Annotated in this window: 15 protein-coding genes; 8 read left to right on the top strand and 7 right to left on the bottom strand. The window is 49.3% G+C overall.

Going from position 1 to position 19,097, the window contains the following annotated elements:
* Positions 1-390 precede the first annotated feature (390 nt).
* The 4 genes from MEALZ_RS13525 to suhB all read right to left on the bottom strand — a co-directional run bounded on the left by MEALZ_RS13525 (position 391) and on the right by suhB (position 6,445).
* Positions 391-1,155 (bottom strand): slipin family protein, encoded by a 765-nt coding sequence (locus MEALZ_RS13525; RefSeq protein WP_014149213.1) that lies wholly within the window; start codon positions 1,153-1,155, stop codon positions 391-393.
* Positions 1,148-2,548, bottom strand: a complete 1,401-nt coding sequence (locus MEALZ_RS13520) for an NfeD family protein (RefSeq protein WP_014149212.1) — start codon at positions 2,546-2,548, stop codon at positions 1,148-1,150. The genes MEALZ_RS13525 and MEALZ_RS13520 overlap by 8 nt, the downstream gene beginning before the upstream one ends.
* A 348-nt stretch (positions 2,549-2,896) precedes the next feature.
* A complete protein-coding gene (locus tag MEALZ_RS13515; RefSeq protein WP_046061100.1) occupies positions 2,897-4,195 on the bottom strand; it encodes a transposase in 1,299 nt (432 codons plus the stop codon).
* A gap of 1,440 nt (positions 4,196-5,635) precedes the next feature.
* Positions 5,636-6,445, bottom strand: a complete 810-nt coding sequence (suhB, locus tag MEALZ_RS13510; protein WP_014149211.1) for an inositol-1-monophosphatase — start codon at positions 6,443-6,445, stop codon at positions 5,636-5,638.
* Between the two features lie 92 nt (positions 6,446-6,537).
* Between suhB and MEALZ_RS13505 the strand changes: the two genes are divergently transcribed.
* From MEALZ_RS13505 to MEALZ_RS13475, 6 genes are all read left to right on the top strand, one after another.
* A complete protein-coding gene (locus MEALZ_RS13505; RefSeq protein ID WP_014149210.1) occupies positions 6,538-7,266 on the top strand; it encodes an RNA methyltransferase in 729 nt (242 codons plus the stop codon).
* A gap of 2 nt (positions 7,267-7,268) precedes the next feature.
* Positions 7,269-8,024: a serine O-acetyltransferase gene (gene cysE, locus MEALZ_RS13500; protein WP_014149209.1), complete on the top strand. Its 756-nt coding sequence runs from the start codon at positions 7,269-7,271 to the stop codon at positions 8,022-8,024.
* A 754-nt stretch (positions 8,025-8,778) separates the two neighbouring features.
* Positions 8,779-9,258, top strand: coding sequence for a Fe-S cluster assembly transcriptional regulator IscR (gene iscR / locus MEALZ_RS13490; RefSeq protein WP_014149208.1), 480 nt, complete (start codon positions 8,779-8,781; stop codon positions 9,256-9,258).
* Between the two features lie 11 nt (positions 9,259-9,269).
* The gene (locus MEALZ_RS13485; protein WP_014149207.1) at positions 9,270-10,376 is read left to right on the top strand and encodes a cysteine desulfurase family protein; all 1,107 of its coding nucleotides are present in this window, start codon (positions 9,270-9,272) and stop codon (positions 10,374-10,376) included.
* Between the two features lie 253 nt (positions 10,377-10,629).
* On the top strand, positions 10,630-10,953 hold the full coding sequence (locus MEALZ_RS13480; protein WP_014149206.1) for a HesB/IscA family protein: 324 nt from the start codon (positions 10,630-10,632) through the stop codon (positions 10,951-10,953).
* A gap of 714 nt (positions 10,954-11,667) precedes the next feature.
* Entirely contained in the window at positions 11,668-12,909 is a 1,242-nt protein-coding gene (locus tag MEALZ_RS13475) for a TIGR03862 family flavoprotein (RefSeq protein ID WP_084685613.1), read from the top strand.
* Positions 12,910-13,113: 204 nt separating this feature from the next.
* Here the strand turns inward: MEALZ_RS13475 and mgtE are convergent, their stop codons facing one another.
* On the bottom strand, positions 13,114-14,463 hold the full coding sequence (mgtE, locus tag MEALZ_RS13470; protein ID WP_014149204.1) for a magnesium transporter: 1,350 nt from the start codon (positions 14,461-14,463) through the stop codon (positions 13,114-13,116).
* Positions 14,464-14,797: 334 nt separating this feature from the next.
* Here mgtE and MEALZ_RS13465 point away from each other — a divergent pair, with 334 nt between their 5' ends.
* Together MEALZ_RS13465 and MEALZ_RS13460 are read left to right on the top strand one after the other, a co-directional pair.
* Complete coding sequence (locus MEALZ_RS13465) at positions 14,798-16,348, top strand: porin (RefSeq protein WP_014149203.1); 1,551 nt, start codon at positions 14,798-14,800, stop codon at positions 16,346-16,348.
* A 255-nt stretch (positions 16,349-16,603) separates the two neighbouring features.
* Positions 16,604-16,828, top strand: a complete 225-nt coding sequence (locus MEALZ_RS13460) for a PA3496 family putative envelope integrity protein (protein ID WP_014149202.1) — start codon at positions 16,604-16,606, stop codon at positions 16,826-16,828.
* A gap of 585 nt (positions 16,829-17,413) precedes the next feature.
* Here the strand turns inward: MEALZ_RS13460 and MEALZ_RS13455 are convergent.
* The gene (locus tag MEALZ_RS13455; RefSeq protein ID WP_014149201.1) at positions 17,414-18,034 is read right to left on the bottom strand and encodes a hypothetical protein; all 621 of its coding nucleotides are present in this window, start codon (positions 18,032-18,034) and stop codon (positions 17,414-17,416) included.
* 1 nt (position 18,035) lies between these two features.
* Complete coding sequence (locus MEALZ_RS13450) at positions 18,036-18,917, bottom strand: exosortase/archaeosortase family protein (RefSeq protein ID WP_223842307.1); 882 nt, start codon at positions 18,915-18,917, stop codon at positions 18,036-18,038.
* Positions 18,918-19,097 lie beyond the last annotated feature (180 nt).

Genomic DNA, 19,097 nt, shown 5'->3' with positions numbered 1-19,097 from the left:
AAATAATGCGATTCTGAATGTCGGACATTCGATACCTGTAAAAATAGCACAGAGTTCGTTTTGATAATTGGATTTCGGACAAAGATTGAAAATGCTTAACACGGAAAAGACGGGATCAAAGAGTAAACCGCTTACGTAACATAGCAAAATGTTACTTTATAAACTATAAACCTAAAAAGAGCAGTTGGCATGTGTTGTAGACCGTTCGTGCTGAGCGAAGTCGAAGCATGAGCGGATTCCAAGCGCCACCCTTTGGCTGAGCATTCTAAATCCCGTTCGCCCTGAGCCTTGTCGAAGGGTGGGCGGGATTTAGAATGCTCAACATATTTTAGGATGATTGGAAATGCTCGCTGTCGTCGATTGATTTGCTTCAGCAACCTTCGCATCGGATTACGAACTCGCATCGGTGGCTTGGCCTTTAATGATATTACTGACGATGTCGATCGGCAGCGGAAATACGATCGTCGACGATTTTTCTCCGGCGATTTCGGTCAACGTCTGCAGATAGCGAAGTTGTATGGCTTGTGGCTGTTGCGCGAGTATCGTAGCGGCCTGCAATAATTTTTCCGAGGCTTGCATTTCGCCTTCCGCATGAATGATTTTCGCTCGGCGGGTGCGTTCCGCTTCGGCTTGCTTGGCGATAGCTCTTACCATGCTTTCGTCGAGATCGACATGCTTGATTTCGACATTCGCGACCTTGATGCCCCAAGCATCGGTTTGCTGGTCGAGAATCGTTTGGATGTCGATATTCAATTTGTCGCGCTCGGCCAGCATTTCGTCCAGTTCATGTTGGCCCAATACCGAGCGAAGCGTCGTTTGCGCCAATTGGCTGGTGGCTTCGTAAAAATTTTCGACCTGAATGATCGCCTTGTCGGGATCGATAACTCGGAAATAGACCACGGCATTGACCTTGACCGAGACATTGTCGCGCGAAATGACATCTTGCGACGGCACGTCCATAACGATGGTACGCAGGTCGACCCTGACCATTTGTTGAATGAGCGGGATCACGATTATGAAGCCGGGGCCTTTGACTTTGTAAAAACGGCCAAGCGTGAAAATAACGCCGCGTTCGTATTCACGTAAAATTCTAAATGCGCTGATCAATAACAGCAACGCGAAACTGCCGAAAATTAAACCGAAATATTCAAACATCTTTGTGCTCCTGGTTGGGCGTGGAATTAACCTCGAGTATAAGGCCGTCCCGGCCGATTACGCGAATCCGCTGGTTTTTTTTGAGTGATTCGCGGCTGCGGGCTTGCCATATTTCACTGTGGACCCGCACAGGCCCCGTATCGGTAAAGTCGGCAAGCACGATGCCGGTTTCGCCAAGCAATTCTTCCCGGCCGGTTACGATGGGCTTTTGCCTGGATTTTAACAACATGCCTAAGGCGAAAATCAAGAATGCTGCGCTGGTAAGCGCGAAAGCGCCTATTAATGCAGTGTCGATGCCGAATCCGGGGGCATCGGTATCCATTAGAATGACAGAGCCGATCACGAACGCGGTCAAACCGCCGAAACCGAGTATACCGATACTGGGTACGAAAGCTTCGGCAATCATTAATGAAATGCCTAATAAAATCAGTGCGAAACCGGCATAGTTAATCGGTAAGACTTGAAACGCGAAAAGGGCCAGTAACAAGCTAATGCCGCCGATGGTGCCCGGGACGATGGCTCCGGGGTTGGAAAATTCGAATATCAGGCCGTAAATTCCGGCAATCAGTAAGATATAGGCGATATTCGGATTAGTAATTACGGCCAATAACTCGCTGCGCCAGTCTGGTTCTAAGGCTTGAATCGCCGCATTGTCTGTCGATAGAGCGATATCGCGCCCGAGTACGTTGATTTTTCGTTGATCGAGTTGTTTTAACAAATCGTATCGATCGGTGGCCAGGATATCGATCACATTGAGTTCTAGGGCTTTTTCGGCTGAAAGGCTTGCCGCTTCTCGAACGGCTAGTTCTCCCCAATCGGCGTTTCTGCCGCGCATTTCGGCCAGGCTTCTGATATAAGCAACTGCATCGTTAATGGCTTTTTGCGCCATCGCGTTTTTAGGCGATTTGCTAGAAGAGGTCTGGTCGGCGGATTGATCTTTGTCGGGTTGTTCACCGGGCGCTTCAGTTGGGCCGATTAATTGTACCGGTGTAGCAGCACCTAGATTGGTCCCCGGCGTCATTGCGGCGATATGGCTTGCGTAAAGAATATAAGTTCCGGCGCTGGCGGCTCGTGCCCCGCCCGGTGTGACATAAGTGATCACTGGGATCGGCGAGGCGATGATTTTTTTAATGATTTGCCGCATGGATGTGTCAAGGCCGCCCGGCGTGTCGAGTGTGATCAAGATCGCTTTAGCTCCGGATTCGGAAGCCTTGTCCATGCTGCGCTCGATATAGTCCGAAGTCGCAGGACCAATAGCATCTTGAATGGTTAATTGAACAATCGGTGTTGCGGGAATGGCAGCTTGATTATTTTCAGCCGAGACGGAATTGATAAACATAGCCATGACAAAAAGTAGCGGCAGAACTGTGCGGCGGTCGATGTGTCTTTTCATGAATGGCTACCTGATTATCCAAGCAGAAGCGGCTATCTCGAGTCTACGCCATGAATGGCTTATCGGCAATAGTTGTTATTTGTTCGGCTGGCGTTTGCCAGGAAAGGTGTCGAGTTTGTCGCTCTAACAGGTGGCGGATGTTAGGATGAGGTTATAGGAGCAGGGGCGTCCCTTGACGGTGATTCCCGCTCCGAATTTTTCTGGTTCCCACGGTCCTCCGCTCATCGTTATACATAAATTGTAGGGTACGCTACGCGTACCAAAGCCGTGCCCTGGCGGTTCGGTTGGCACATGCCTATCGCGGGGTTACCATGGCATAAGCGCCAACTTAAGAATCTAAGTATTTGATTAAGTAAGACTAACGCCACCTCCCCGACCTTCAATAATGAGCTCCAAAACACGCCCCGGCAAACCCTGAAGCTTTCTCTTGCGCGGACGCTCACAGAGGCTTTTTGTGCAGTCATCGATAAATCGCTTATTTATTGGAAAACAAGCCGTAAGTCCTGCCTTGATCTCATTGGCGATCGTGCGCCATAAACGCCAATGGGTAATCGAACGATCACCGTCCATTGTGGTGGCCGCCCGGCCGAATCGGCGCTGCGCTATTTTTTGAGTCACTGCAGCAAACAGTAACTTGCCATGCAAATATAAATCCGCCAGCTTGCTGTCTTTTCGGGCGCGTAGCCGGTCGATATCAAGCAAGCTCTTTAGCCGCTTTATGACCAGCTCCACTTGCCAGCGAACCCGGTAGAGCTCAGCGATTGATTTCGTGTCGAGCAGCGCTTCGGGGAGCGAAGTAAAAATCAACACCCAGCCGCTCAGCATCAAGGTCTTTTGGCTCGCCGTGCGACCTTTATCACGCGCGCGTTGTTTCGCTTTGCGGCGTGCTTGCGCCGCCTGTTCCGGCGGTAACGGCATCGCATGCACCACGCCTTCAATACGTTTGTCTTGATGGCACAGATAAACGGGTATCGCACCCGGCTGACCATTCAAATCGCGTATGCGCTGTTCCCAATCGATTTTAACACCTTTCGGTTCGTTGCACCGTTCGTAAAGGGTCATGCTGTGTGGATTGTAGCGCAGCACGACGTGGCCGCCGCGATCAATGACCGGGACTAAAGACTTCGGTTGGTTGTAGCCTCGATCAAGCAACGCGACATCACCTGCAGTCAACTGATAGTGATCCAAGCTCTCGCCGACTTTATCGGTCGTGACGTTGACCTCGCGGAGTGTCAAGCTCATCAAGTCGATCGCCACATGCAAGCGATACGTTGTTTCTTTCGCGCCGGGTTCTTGCACGGTCGAACCGTCAATCACAATGAAATTCAAGGAGCCATTGTTAATCTGTTTATCCAATCCGAACACACGCTTCAGTAACGACTTGATCCACGCCACGCAGGCCGCCAGTCGCTTGGTCACCGCCGTGTCGCTCAAATAGCCTTGAAGCTTGGCAACTTCGCCGGCACAGCTGCGCAACGACAAGTCCAGTCCGCAATACAACAGGACTAACTGTAATAATTGCAACGGTGATCGGATTTTCCGTGCCCGTGCAAACGCCTGTAATTCATAGGCCTGCTCCTGGAAATCTGCTGGAAGCTCTTGCAAAAAGTCATCAAAAAGGGTATCTGTTAGCTGTGGCTGCTTCATAGGGATTTTCACTTTCGTCGGTAAAAATACTCTATGTTGTGGCCACATCTTGATTTTTCAACTGTGAATCAATGCCTTGCGTCTTAAGTTGGCGCTTATGGGTTACCATGGTACGCACAGCGTACCCTACGCGGCTGTGTTGTTTGATAAAATTGCGGATATTAAGCGTCAGTGGCTTCGATAGTCGCGACGAAGGCGTCGCTCCCAGTGCGCCCAGGAGGGCACAAAATCAGCAGGGTGTAAGTCCCTGTCGGCGTAAGCCATAACGTCGTAGCTGAAAGTAACTGCGTCACCGCGAGGTGGGGTGGAGAGCAACTGGAGGCAAAAGAGCAGTCCGCAGTAAAGCGAATCCGATTCGGCGGGGTAAGGCGGCGAGTCCCCTGGGAGTCGACGAAGCCTGAAAACCATCATTTACGTTGTTGTGGCAGATAAAACGATAAATGGGCCTACCTTGTGGTTGGGAGTGGAATGTTCAGAAGGTATTGTGAAGAAACTGGGGAGACCTGTTACGGAGGTGACCGTGGCAGGAGTCAGAACCCTTATATTACCGTAAGTCGAGGAAGCTCAAGGCAAGGCGAGGACAGTGTGGCACCGCTGGGAAACCAGGCGGAAACAGAGAAAACAAACACGAGCCTAAACCGAGAGGGGAAAAGATGGTAAAAGCCGGCTAGCAAAACCGGCCATAGGAAAGAAGGGTAGGAAGGTGGAAACGAGGTAGCGTTCGGTGTCACGGCCATTAAGCCAACCTCAGGTAAAAGGCTTAAAGAGGCTCAGCCGTTGAAGGGAGCCGAAGGTAACGAATCAAACCGAGTTTGCGGGCTGACGTGGTAACGCGGAGTAATGGGGTTCACCAATTAATAACACCATTGCTCACCAGCTTGTCCCGATGAGGAAACCACCGACTGGAGAGCCGTGTGCGGGAGAACCGCATGCACGGTTCGGAGGGAGGGGAGAGAAATCTTCCCTACCCCTATCAGGGGGCCGGATGCTCTGTGGGAGCGATCCCCTGATCGCGATTTCGAAGTCGGGTACGTTAGGTAACAATAAATGGTATCGAAGTCGCATTAGCTAAGATGGGGTATTTACGACTTATGTATAACGACGAGAGTTCTAGCTTGGGAGAAACACCTCGGAAGCTCCGGTTTCCTGAGACCGACACAACCTCCGCTCACTCTTAATCAACCCGGACTCGCTCGTTCAATTTTTCTTGATTGTCGGGAAGCTAGAGCTTCCTGAATAGGTTACCCAAGCTAGAGCTTGGGTAACAGCATATTTTAGTTTTTACGACTACGACTGGCCCCTGCTCGGACACTTGGCTTCGGCAAGCTGAAGCATCTTGCTAATCAGGTTCCATTAAGAAAGCCAAGTTGGTTTTCAGCTAACTCCTCTCTTTATTTTTAAATTAGGAGAAGTAAATACTCGCTCCACCGATGGCGGATTTTATTTCGCTTTTAACCGGGTCAATGCTTCGGTGACATGAGGTTCGATGGCTTTATACATGACCTGGTGCATTTTGGGATTACCAGCGATAATGTTGCCGGTTTCCATGTAATTATCTTGAAAGGCAAAATCGGTGGCGACGCCGCCTGCTTCCTTAATCAGCAGGATGCCGGCCGCCATGTCCCAAGGATGTAATCCGATTTCCCAAAAACCGTCGAGTCGTCCGATTGCGACATAGGCTAAGTCGAGTGCTGCCGCTCCGGCCCGGCGTATGCCTGCGGAATCGGCATGTATGGTCCGGAACATGCCAAGATAGGCATCGAGATGTTGCTGACTTTTAAACGGAAAACCGGTTCCGATCAGTGCGCCTTTGAGTCCGGTTTGATTGGTCACGCGAATGCGGCGGTTATTCATCATCGCGCCGCCGCCGCGTTCGGCGGTAAACAATTCATCGCGTAACGGATCGTAAACGACGCCGAGCTCCAGTTTGCCTTTGACTTGCAGTGCTATCGATACGGCATAGACAGGAAAACCGTGTAGGAAATTGGTTGTACCGTCCAGCGGGTCGATAATCCAAACGAAATCGTTGCCTTTGTGTTCGCCGCTTTCTTCAGCCAAAATCGCATGATCGGGAAAGGCGGTTTTAATAATTTTTATGATTTCCTGTTCGGCCATGCGGTCGACTTCGGTCGCGAAATCGTTGATGCCTTTCCGGTTGATTTGAAGTTTTCCGACATTGTCGGCCGAGCGGGAAATTATCTCACCGGCGTTTCTGGCGGCGCGCACGGCAATATTGAGCATGGGATGCATGATATTTGATACGAAGCTGAATTAGAAAATATCAATAGCATATCAAATCTTTTGTTAAAATTTTCCGTTTTTTCAAATGGCGGGGCTACGCATTGTTGTCGAATATTAAAATCGTATTGGTCGAAACCTCTCATCCCGGCAATATTGGAGCGGTTGCCCGGGCCATGAAGAACATGAACCTTAAAAATTTGGTTTTGGTTACTCCGAAGCAATTTCCCTGCGCGGATGCCACTGCCAGAGCTTCCGGGGCGGACGATATTTTGAGTTCCGCTTTGGTTTGCGACAGCTTGCAAGAAGCTGTCGCCGATTGTTCCATTGTGGTAGGAACCAGTGCGCGTTGCCGAACGATTAGTTGGCCGGAGTTGACGCCTAGAGAATGCGCGGATCTCTTGAAAACCGAAGCGGTCGAGCATAACGCTGCGATCGTATTCGGTAGAGAACACTCCGGGTTGAAAAATCATGAATTGGACCTGTGTCGTTATTTATTGCGAATCCCGTGCAACAAAGATTTCAGTTCATTAAATCTTGCCGCCGCCGTACAGGTGGTTAGTTATGAATTATTCGTAGCTTCAGGCCAGGATTATGAAGTCACTGCCGGTGATAAAGGCAAAGGCTTGTTGGCGACAGCCGCTCAGATGGAAGCGTTTTACGAGCACATGATCGAAGCGTTGACCGATACCGGCTTCATGCATCCCGATAAATCGAAGTCGGTGATGCGCCGTTTGCGTAGAATCTATAACCGGGCTCGTCTAGAGAGTAAAGAGGTGGACCTATTGCGCGGAATTTTACGAATGTCGCAAGGCAATAAAAAGAAGGGCTAATTATGTGGCGAGAAATCAAAGAGAATATCGATTGCGTGTTCGAACGGGATCCGGCCGCACAAACGGTGTTTGAAGTGATTACTGCTTATCCCGGTTTTCATGCATTGTTGATACATAGAATCGCGCATTTCTGTTGGCAAGCCGGTTTTCGATGGTTTGGGCGCTTTATATCGCATATCGGCCGTTGGTTGACTGGGATCGAAATTCATCCGGGGGCGACGATCGGCAGACGGTTTTTTATCGATCACGGCATGGGGGTCGTAATCGGCGAAACTGCCGTGATCGGCGACGACTGTACGCTTTACCATGGGGTTACTCTGGGCGGGACCTCATGGAACAAAGGTAAACGTCATCCGACCTTACATAACGGTGTTGTAGTGGGGGCCGGTGCGAAAGTACTGGGGCCGATTGAAATCGGCGAGGGTGCGCGCATCGGTTCGAATTCAGTCGTGTTGAAATCGGTTCCGGCGGGGGCGACTGTGGTTGGGATACCGGGGCATGTGATCGATCCTAAGACCAAAAAATCGGATTCCGAGCGAAAAAAAATCGCCGCGAAAATGGGTTTCGACGCTTACGGCACGAGCGACGACATGACGGATCCTGTCGCTAAGGCAATTAATCATATGTTGGATCATATGCAAGCCGTGGACGGGCGGCTTGAAATAATGAAAAAAGCGCTAAAAGATGCCGGTATCGCCTGTCCGGATCAGTCGATGCCGGAAGAGGATTATAAGGGCGATAAGTTGGATGAGATTTGAAAAGTTTAAGGGGCAAGGGGCAAGGGGCAAGGGGCAAGGTGAAAGATGAAAGATGAAAGATGAAAGATGAAAGATGAAAGATGAAAGATGAAAGATGAAAGATGAAAGATGAAAGATGACAAGCGCGCCAAGATTTTTCGCGAAAGCTGAAATGGGGTCCGTCCGATTTCAGCAGCGAAAAATGACTTGGCGATTATTGCCTTCGGCGGCCCCGATTCGCCCTGCGTCCGTGCGACTACGCCACATCATCGTATACTCGATGCGGCTCCGTAGCACTCCCACAAATGGCTTTACGCCGTGTCGCGATGCCTTGTATTTTGCCTCCGCCTGCGCTATTCGCGCAGACTCCGGCAAAACACCCGGCGCTACGGCTATCGGGGACTAAAAATCTTCACTTCGCTAACGCTCCGTTTCCAAGATTTTCAGCGAAGGTGAAAGAGGAAAGAGGAAAGAGGAAATCTGCTGTTTTTCTCGCTCTTGGGGGCGTTAATGCTGTCAATTGACGTGCGTAAGTATGACTGAGGCAAATGAGTTTCATTTATACTTTTTGCGCTTCAAATTTCGGTAGTGTCCAAGGAGGCGTAGGGGGCGAGTGTCCGACAAAGGCTTTGCCGGTATCTGACATATGACGGGTGCCCCGGTGCCGAATTTTGATTTACGATCGGTATAACTCAAATGAGTTTCTTTCAAAGTTGACTAATTTGCTTGGTTAAGTATAGTAATGCGCATTGATTTGCTATTTGAGGATTAGGTTGTGCGATTAACCACAAAAGGCCGCTATGCAGTAACAGCCATGCTTGATCTGGCTTATCACAGTCAGCAAGACCCGGTCACTTTAACCGATATTGCGACTCGCCAGACTATCTCGTTATCTTATTTAGAACAGCTGTTCGCTCGTTTACGAAGAGCCGGCATGGTTACCGGTGTGCGCGGACCTGGCGGGGGATATCGTTTGAGCCGTGCGGCGAACGAGATCAATATTGCCGAAATCATCGAGGCCGTCGATGAACCGCTGGATACCACTAAATGTGCCGGCGAAGGCAATTGCCAAAACAACAAAGCGTGTTTGACTCATGATTTATGGATGGGGCTTAGCGATCAGATTCGGGGATACTTAAAAGGCATCAGCCTCGGTGATTTATTGACGAGACATCATGTTCAGGAAGTTGCCAAGCGGCAAGAACAAGATACAAAAATGGTCGAAATTCATCGGCAACAAAGAGTCGGCGCCTAAGTTTCGAACGCATGGTCTATCTTGATCATAATGCAACGACGCCGCTCGATGAGCGCGTTTTAGAGGCTATGCTGCCGTTTTTGAAATCCTTTTACGGTAATCCGTCGGCCCTGTATCGGATCGGTCGATTATCGCGTAGTGCGATTGAAACGGCTAGGGAGCAAGTCGCTGCCCTCGTTGGAGTTTCTCCCAGCCAGGTGCTTTTTACCAGCGGAGGCACTGAGTCGAATAATTTGGCATTGAATTCGATCATGAGTCATTCGCGGCTATTGATTTCCAGTATTGAACATCCTTCGATTACCGAGCCTATCGAACGCTTTCAAAATCGTAGTTGCTCGGTTGATGTTCTGGCAGTTGATAAAAACGGTATCTTCGAACGCGAATCTTTCGATCGATGCTGTGCGAACCGGCCTAATTTCGCTTCTTTGATACTGGCTAATAATGAAACCGGCGTGATACAGTCTATCGCCGAGTGGGCCGGCGTGTTGCGCGAACAGGGAACGATAGTGCATACCGATGCGGTGCAGGCGGCCGGAAAAATGCCGTTGGCGTTCGATTCGCTCAATGTTCAGTTGATGTCGATATCCGGTCACAAAATTTACGGCCCCAAAGGCAGTGGCGCGTTAATCATCGAAAAAGGCACAGAACCGGAACCTTTGCAACTCGGCGGCGGTCAAGAACAAGGTTTTCGAGCAGGTACCGAAAATGTCGCGGCAATCGTCGGCTTCGGTAAGGCGGCAGAATTGGCCCTTTCTGAAATGCCGCAATGGCGAAATCAAATGCTCGATTTAAGGCAGTTGTTAGAGCAGAGATTGGCGGAGTTGAACGCAACTATTTTTAGTCAAGCTGTAGAACGATTGCCCAATACCGTGCAATTCGGGATTGATGGCGTCGATGGTGAGATGTTGTTGATGCAACTCGATAAAAAAGGCTTTGCGGTATCGAGCGGTTCGGCTTGTGCCAGTGGTGGAGGCATGCCGAGTCCGGTCTTGATGGCGATGGGTGTTACCCGGGATTTAGCTAAAAGCGCTTTGCGCGTCAGTTTGGGTAAAGCCAATACCGAAGCGGATATTACCGATTTTGTGAAATGTTTAAAAACTATTTTGAATCGAACCTAATATTCATGAAGGCCCGGTCATCGCCCCGGCAAATGAAAGATCTCTGGTGGCGGAGGGTGCGGTCACTCGCCCGACAGGACGCCGTGAATACGTCCATGTAGGCTCGACGGCGGCTCCCTGCCGCCGACGCCTGTCGATCGAGCAACCGCACCCTCTCTGGAACCGGCATTACCAGAACTGAGTTTTGTATATCGAAAAATTAGATAATGGGTCTAAATCTACGAACTTTCACAGTAACGTTAAGAGGTGTTGAATGGCGATTTCTTTAACCGAGAGCGCGGCAAAACAAATTAAAAAACAATTGGACAAACGCGGCAGCGGCGTGGGTTTGAAATTAGGCGTCAAAAAATCCGGTTGTTCCGGTTTCGCTTATACGATCGATTATGCCGATGAAGTTCATGAAGGCGATCGTGTGTTCGAGCAATACGGAGTCAAGGTCATTACGACACAAGACGACCTCGCTGTGATTGATGGAATCGAGTTGGATTATCGCCGCGAGGGCATCAACGAAGCATTCAAATTCAATAATCCGAATGTTACCGGCATGTGCGGTTGCGGCGAGAGTTTTTCGGTGTGAATCCCTGTCCAAAAATAGAAAATTCAAAGCAAGTACCGTAGGGTGTGCATCGCGCATCTTTCCAAGCTACCGAACTCGACACAACTCCCGACCTAGGTGCACGATGCATACGCTGCACCTAGCGATTTATAATCCATGATAACCAGCAATTTCCCGGATATTTTGAGATTATACCTTTCGCACTTCAAATTTCGGCAGTGCCTGAGGAGGCGCCGGGGTGTGCGGCAAAGGCTTTGCCGGCATGGAGCCGGCATAGAGCCTACAGGGATGTATTCACTGCGTCCTTTGACGGACACCCTGGTGCCGAATTTTGATCTGCGATGGGTATAAAAAGTAGGAACATAGATCTTTAGTATTTCGTGATAAATAACGTCCTGGAGCTATGAGCTTTGTTGAGGGTTCGGTAGCTCGCTTGACAGGACGCCGTGAATACGTCCGTGTAGGCTTGACGGCGGAATCTGATTGCCATGGATGGCATGAATGCAGATTTTGCAGGAGCAAAAATCTGCCCTGCCGCCGACACCTGTCAATCGAGCAACCGAACCCTCCTAATAGGAAAATTATTTACGACCAAATTCTTAGCTAAAATCGCTTTTTTTGGCAGCCTTGGCTAATCTCCTCATTTTGCTTCAACTCTTTTGCAGCAAAAGTCTTCATTCGGAACCTTTCGTGCTCAATCATTCTCATTTGTATACTCGACATAATTCCCGTCGATTGATACAGCCATTCGTTGCAATCATAGGCGGCGGTCCAGCCGGGCTTATGGCTGCTGAAGCGTTAAGTCAAAGCGGTGTTCGAGTCGATGTTTACGATGCGATGCCGTCGGTAGGTCGTAAGTTTTTGATGGCCGGCAAGGGCGGTATGAATATTACGCATTCCGAAGCCTACGATATTTTTTTATCGCGCTACGGTAAGCGAAGCGGAGCCATCAAACCGATGCTCGATGCGTTCGGTCCCGATCAACTTAGAAAATGGTTGCGCGATCTCGGTGTCGAAACTTTTATAGGCAGCTCCGGGCGCGTGTTTCCAACCGACATGAAAGCAGCGCCCTTACTGCGTGCCTGGTTGCATCGTCTGCGCGAAACGGGCGTTACTTTTCACATGCGTCATCGTTGGCAAGGTTGGTCCGAAACCGGCGAGTTGATATTTCTAACGCCACAAGGCGAAAAATCGATTCGTGCCGATGCCACGGTTTTGGCATTGGGTGGTGGTAGTTGGTCGAAACTGGGTTCGGATGGTGTTTGGGTTGATTGTCTGGTTAATCGTAATATTCCTGTAGCGCCTCTTAGACCGTCGAATTGCGGTTTTGAAACGGCCTGGAGCGATCGATTTCGCGAGGCTTTTGCCGGGCAAGCGGTCAAATCTGTAGCGATAAGCGTTACTGCAGGCGGTACCTCGAATCCTCTAAGTGGAGAGTTTACTATTACGCAATATGGCGTCGAAGGCAGTTTGATATATGCTTTTTCGTCGCAATTGCGCGAGCAAATCGATGCAACCGGTCAGGCGCTGATGCTGTTGGACTTACTACCCGAAACCGATTTACAAGCCTTGATTAAGAAATTATCCCGGCCGCGAGGCAAAAATTCGCTGGCCAATTTCTTAAGAAAATCCGCCGGCATAAAAGGCGTTAAAGCCGCATTGCTCCGTGAGTTAGCCGATGCGGACGATTATCGCGATATGCATCGATTGGCTTCAAAAATCAAAGCTTTACCGATTCGATTAACGGCAACCCGGCCGCTCGATGAAGCGATCAGTAGCGCAGGCGGCGTGATGTTCGAAGCGCTTGATGACTGTTTGATGCTGAAAGACATGCCAGGCGTATTTTGCTCCGGTGAAATGCTCGATTGGGAAGCGCCGACCGGCGGTTATTTATTGACGGCTTGTTTTGCGAGCGGTTTTGCGGCTGGACACGGTGTTTTGGAATGGTTGGGGAAGCTGGATAGCGGTAAGCGGTAAGCAGGGAAAGAGGAAAGGGGAAAGGGGAAAGGGGAAAGGGGAAAGGGGAAAGGGGAAAGGGGAAAGGGGAAAGGGGAAAGGGGAAATTAGGGCTTGACAAATGGATTAAATGTTGCATCATTTTCCCGCTCACCGCTCACCGCTCACCGCTCACCGCTCACCGCTCACCGCTCACCGCTCACCGCTCACCGCTCACCGCTCACCCTAAACCGGCATCCCCAGTATCGCCGTTGCGATCGAGAAGTAGATTAATACGCCGGCCGAATCGGCAATCGTTGTGACTAGCGGGGCGCTGGCTGTGGCAGGGTCCCAGCCTAAGCGATTCAGTATAAATGGTAGACACATACCGACTAGACTGCCTACGATCACGATTGACACCATGCTTAACCCGACGACCAGCGCAATTTCATCGCCCCCACGGAAATGACCGACCATAGAAATAGCCATTGCCATCGTCAAGCCCAAACCGGACGCGATAACCAACTCCCTTCCCAATAATCGGCCCCAATCTTTAAGGTCGACGTCACCGGTCGCCAAGCCGCGAATAACTAAGGTCGCCGCTTGAGAGCCGGCATTACCTCCGCTGCCTACCAGAACCGGCAGGAAAAATACCAGCACGACGTAAGCTGCGATCATGTCTTCGAAAAAAGCAATTCCTGCTCCGGAGAATAGATTGCCGAATACCAGTAAAATGAGCCAAACGATGCGTTTGCGATAAAGCGTGAGTAGCCGAGCGTCTCGAAAATTGCCTTCCAGATTACCGATTGTCGCGCTTTTATGCATGTCTTCGGTCGCTTCGGCTTCGGCGACATCCATCGCGTCGTCATAAGTAATAATGCCGACTAAACGGCTTTCGCTATCGATAACCGGCAAGGCCAGTAAATCGTAGCGGCTAATGATTTTTGCCGCGTCTTCTTGCGCGGCATCGACCGAAACCGTGACGATATCGGTCATCATGATGTCTTGGATTTTGGCCGTTTGCGGTGCCAAAATCAGTTCGCGTAGCGATACCGTGCCTAAAAGCTGGTGCTGGCCGTCGGTAACGAAAATTTGATAAATCGTTTCAGCGCCCGGGGCGGTCGTGCGGACGATATTTAACGCTTCGCTAACTTTGACATGGGCAGGGATCGCGGCATAGTCGCTGGTCATGATTGCGCCGGCGGTGCCTTCGGAATGGCTAGCCAAACGGCGCAAGTCTTCGCGTTCTTTTCTGGCGATCGAACGTAACACGCCGTCATGGCGTTCTTCGGGCAATAGATTTAATAAATCCGCACCTTCGTCGGCGTCCATGTGTTTCAACAGCAACGATACGTCGTCGTCGCTCATTTCCGCGGCGAGTTGTTCCTGCAGCGTATTGGGTAGATAACCGAACACCCTGGCGCGCCGTTCGTAAGATAAAAATTTCAGAATATCCAGCGCGGTCGGCAAGGATTCTTGCTGAATCAGATCGCACAGATCGGCCGGTTGAAACTCCTCCAAAAATTGCCGAACAACTTGGTAATCCTTACGTTCGATCGAGTGACGCAGAAATGATTCGATGATCGGATGGGTCATGATCGACAGTTCCTTTTGAATGGCTTATTGGCGTATGCGAAAACCTGCGAGCATGATTGGTTTGCTGCCGGATGCTTGGTTGGGAAAACATATCGGTCCGGTCCTTAAAGAAAGACAGGTTCGGCGTCATAAATCCTATTGCAAGCGCGAGCAGTTTACTTAACGCTTGGCGCGCTTGTCAATCGGTCGGCGGGACAGATTCGCAGCGGATTATGCATCGATTTGTCGGTGGTAAAAAATCCCTAGATTTCCGTTTGTCATTAAATTGTCATATCTCAGTCATATTATGGCGGCCGGTTAAACATTATCACCGGATGACATCTTTATTATTATTATGAAATTTACAAATTTAACGATTGCAATTTTGTCGGTAATGGGAGTAACGGCGTCCCCCGGCGCTTCGGCGCTCGAGCTCTATGTCGATAACGAAACGAAACAACTGTATGCAGAGCCGGGGCCTAATCGGACGAAATTAGGCGATTTTGAAAGAGTTGACGATAAGGCGTCGTTAAAAGTCGGTAAATCTTCTGATAGGCAGATAGCGGCCGGAAAGGCGCCGGAGCAAAACGGACAAGAACTCAAGGAGGACATGGAGTCGACGAAAGTGGCTGCTGTCGATAACGACCGTCAAGTAGATACACGCGCCGGCATACATACGCCTCGTACGGTTCATAAGCCGGAAAGCAAATGGTACGATCGGATCAATCTGAGAGGCTATTCGCAGTTGCGCTATAACCATACCTTCGAAGGAGACAGGGTGGGTGGAGCTAATACTCCGGAATTACGCTCCGTTATGGATAGTTCTGTCAGAAATAATCAAAACTTTTCTTTCCGTAGGGTGCGGTTAGTAATTTACGGCGATATCAGCGATTATTTGTATTTCTATATTCAGCCTGATTTTGCGACGAGCGTACGTAATCAAAGCGGCGGCGAAGATAATTTACATTTCGCGCAATTACGCGATGCTTATGCAGATATTTATTTGACCAAGGATCACGAGTACCGATTCCGTGTCGGCCAATCGAAAGTGCCGTTTGGATGGGAGAATTTACAATCGTCGCAAAATCGTCTAGCACTCGATCGTGCCGATGCGCTTAATAGTGCGGTGCCGAGCGAACGAGATTTGGGTGTATTTGCCTACTATACGCCGACGCATGTTCAGGAGCTTTGGAAAGACATGAGCAAGAAAGGCCTGAAAACTTCGGGCGACTACGGTATTCTCGGTGTCGGTGTCTATAACGGTCAAAGTTTAAACAAGGCTGAAAAAAATAACGATATGACCTTCGTTGCTCATTCGACTTATCCGTTCGATTTGGGCTTCATGAGCGATAGTCTAAGCGGGCAGGTTCTTGAAGTCGGCGCTGATGCGATGATTGGAAAATTCAAACCGACTTTCGGGAGTTTCACAGCTTTTGATGAGTCCATCAAAATATCTGGAGATACGATTAGAGATAATTCCGGCGCCAATAAGAGCTTCACCGAAGAGCGAGTAGCCGTTCATGCGATCCTATTCCCTCAACCATTTGGTTTCCAAGCCGAATGGAACTGGGGTAATGCTGGCGCTTTGAATGTCGATACTGCAACGATTGAAAAAACGTCTCTCAGCGGCGGCTATGTGCAAGCGATGTATAAGATCGACGATTTTTACGGTACCTGGATTCCTTATGCAAAATGGCAGACTTATCGCGGCATGTGGAAGACCAATTCGAATATGCCGAGAATGGCTGTCGATGAGATTGAGGTCGGTGTTGAGTGGCAGGTCATGAAAGCGTTGGAATTGGTCGTAAACTATTCGCACATGAATAGAACCAATATGAACAACAGCGCGTTTGGCCAAGCTTCGGGCGATGTCGTTCGGGCACAGTTGCAATGGAATTACTACTGATCAAGGCTGATCTTAGTTAGCAGTTAGCAGTTAGCAGTTAGCAGTTAGCAGTTAGCAGTTAGCAGTTAGCAGTTAGCAGGGCATTCTTTACGTATTTCTCCCTAGGCGTGCCGACTTAAGAAAGTCATTAAAATCCGAATGGTTACGGTACAAGTAGTGTTCACTGAAAAATACCGGCCATTCGGTGGTTAAAAAATACTTTACATTTGAAAATTATCGCGATAAAAAGCAACTTTTTTCTTGAGGGTATTATTTATGGCAGGATCTACGTCGGACGTTTTGTCGGATGATATGGATTTTGAAGATGAGGATGAGGATGAGGTTGGCAGCATCGATGATTCCGATGAATTGATTGCCGGTAAAAAAGCTAAATCGGCTTATGACAAAGTAGATGCGCGCAGAAAAATTGAGCTTTATTGGGAAAAACGTAAATTGAAAGAGGAGTTCGGCGACATCGATGACTTTGATTTGGATTTTTAACCGTAAGGCAATTAAAGTAGGCCTAGAAGACTTGCCAAGGGGAGATCGAATAGGCTCATGGCCTTCAGGCAAGATGGTTAATTCGGCCGTTTAGGATTTCGTGAGAAATAACGTCCTGGAACTATGGGCTTTGTTGAGGGTTCGATAACTCGCTTGGCAGGACGCCGTGAACCCAGCACCTAAATTACCTAAAATAGTTAACCATAGCCAGTGGGCTACGGAATTTAGGTGCTGGGTGAATACGTCCGTGTAGGCTTGACGGCGGAATCTGAGTGCCAAGGATGGCATGAATGCAGATTTTGCATTACGCCATGGATGGCGTGTAGTAGAGCAATTCAGGAGCAATTGCCGAGGAGCAAAAATCTGCCCTGCCGCCGACACCTGCCAATCGAGCAACCGAACCCTCCGTAAAATAGGGCAGTTATTTACGACCAAATCCTACTAATGAAAGCCTGTTTACCAGTAAATCTCTTCTTTTTGGGCCGGCGTGACGTGAATGCCGGCTCAACCTCACCATACCAAGGACGGCATGATCTTTATCTATAATTCAAAACAACAAGCTTCAAACGGTTTTAAAGCTCAATTCTATTCAGGCTGAGCTAAAAAGTCGGCAATAGTCTTTTGCAGCAACAAGGCTGCCGGCGTGTCTTGAAAATCCATATCGATAGGCGTATGGACATCGGAGACGTAGAAGAGGGTGATCGGTTTTCTCGGGCTTATCAGTAGTTTCAACGATTCTTGAATCTGATGCAGAATCGGGTTGTCGATAAAGTTGTCTTGATAATGTAATGCATAAGCGACCAATCCTTTTCCGCTTCTGCTTCTAAGAATCCTAACCGGAATGCGCGGTTCTCCCGGAAGAATGACTAGCCCTTGGTTTTCGAAGTCGCCGCCATAGGACAGCGCCAGTTCGGGATGATGATAGAGGCGTTTATGATCGAAGGCCCGTGCGGCAAATAGGCGTACAGGTCGGCTTACGTCGTCTTGGTAACTGCGTTCAATCCACTCGCTGGCACCGAAGGTCAGCTCCCCCCAGTTAGGATTTCTTTTGGTTGGATACGAGCTGAACCGGCCCAACTCCTGTTCTATGGCTTGAACCGAGCGATTGTCTAGATCCGTTAAGCCGAAATAATTGTGGATGACGGTCGGTATCAAGGCAATTGAAAGAATCAACGAGACAGGCAATGCATAACGGGCGGATAGCATGTCAATTCTCTGCTTGCGGAGTTTCGGGAGGGTTTTGGCCGATCATGAAAATAATCGGTAATGCAATCATGAAGGTCATTAAGCCGGAAATTTCATGTGCCGAGGTTTTTAATACATCCAAGCCGAACCAGTTGACAAGCAGAGTCAGCACCAGCACTCTAACGATATTAACGCCAACGGCCAGCGGCGCGGCAATGAGTAGCAGTAAGATTCGCCGGCGAATGCTGTTGCAGAAATACGCCGTTAAAATCGCGATCGTGATTGCCGCATATAGCGTAGAAAAGCCGCTACAGGCGTCGGCGACTTGCAGTACGCCGTTTTCGACTTGCAGAACTGTTCCGTACGAATAAACCGGAACGCCGAATAATTTGAGTAACCATGCCACACTTTTCGTGGCGATGATTCTCAATGTCATGTGTATCGATTCGGTGAATACCAATGGGATCGGCAGAGTGAGGAAGAGTGTCGCCAACGGAAAAATAATGGCTTTGCTGCGTTCGGTGCCTAGAAACAGCAGCGCGAGTCCCGGTAGCGCCAAAAAAAGTGCTGCGGCTGATAATAGTTGGGTATGCATGCCGGTATCCAGCATATGCGCCGCTAGCGCCGGAAGTAGTATCGCAAATCCCCAAGGATTGGTGCTTCTCGGCAAGTTCTTGCGTTTTTTTAATTCTCCCCAGACTAGATAAATAACCAGTAAGGCGACTAGAATGCCGTGCCCGTTATGCCATACACTCATCGTCCAGCGTTCGATAAGCCAGAAGATTGTCGGAGTAAAAACCAAAATCAACAAGCTAGTGCATAGCCAAAGCATTGATGTTTCTCTCAATGCGAGGGCGTCTGTTGCATGAGTCGATTTAGATAAATGAGGAGGATAACTGATCATATTTTGTAACCGGGTTGTTGGATGGTTTCCGATCATGATGTTCCAAGCGTTTCACATGCTAGCAGAATTCTCGAAGCGCCACCAAGCTTCGGGTAATTTGTTTGTCGTTTCTGTTGATAAGTTCGATTTTTTAGTAGACGTTTGTGATAGCGCTGTTAGTATTCTAGCAGTTAGCAGTTA

Origin of the sequence: Methylotuvimicrobium alcaliphilum 20Z, assembly GCF_000968535.2 — a bacterium.
Classification (GTDB): Bacteria; Pseudomonadota; Gammaproteobacteria; order Methylococcales; family Methylomonadaceae; genus Methylotuvimicrobium; species Methylotuvimicrobium alcaliphilum.
Note: the sequence above shows the minus strand (reverse complement) of the source record. Positions and strands in the feature narration are given on the sequence as shown.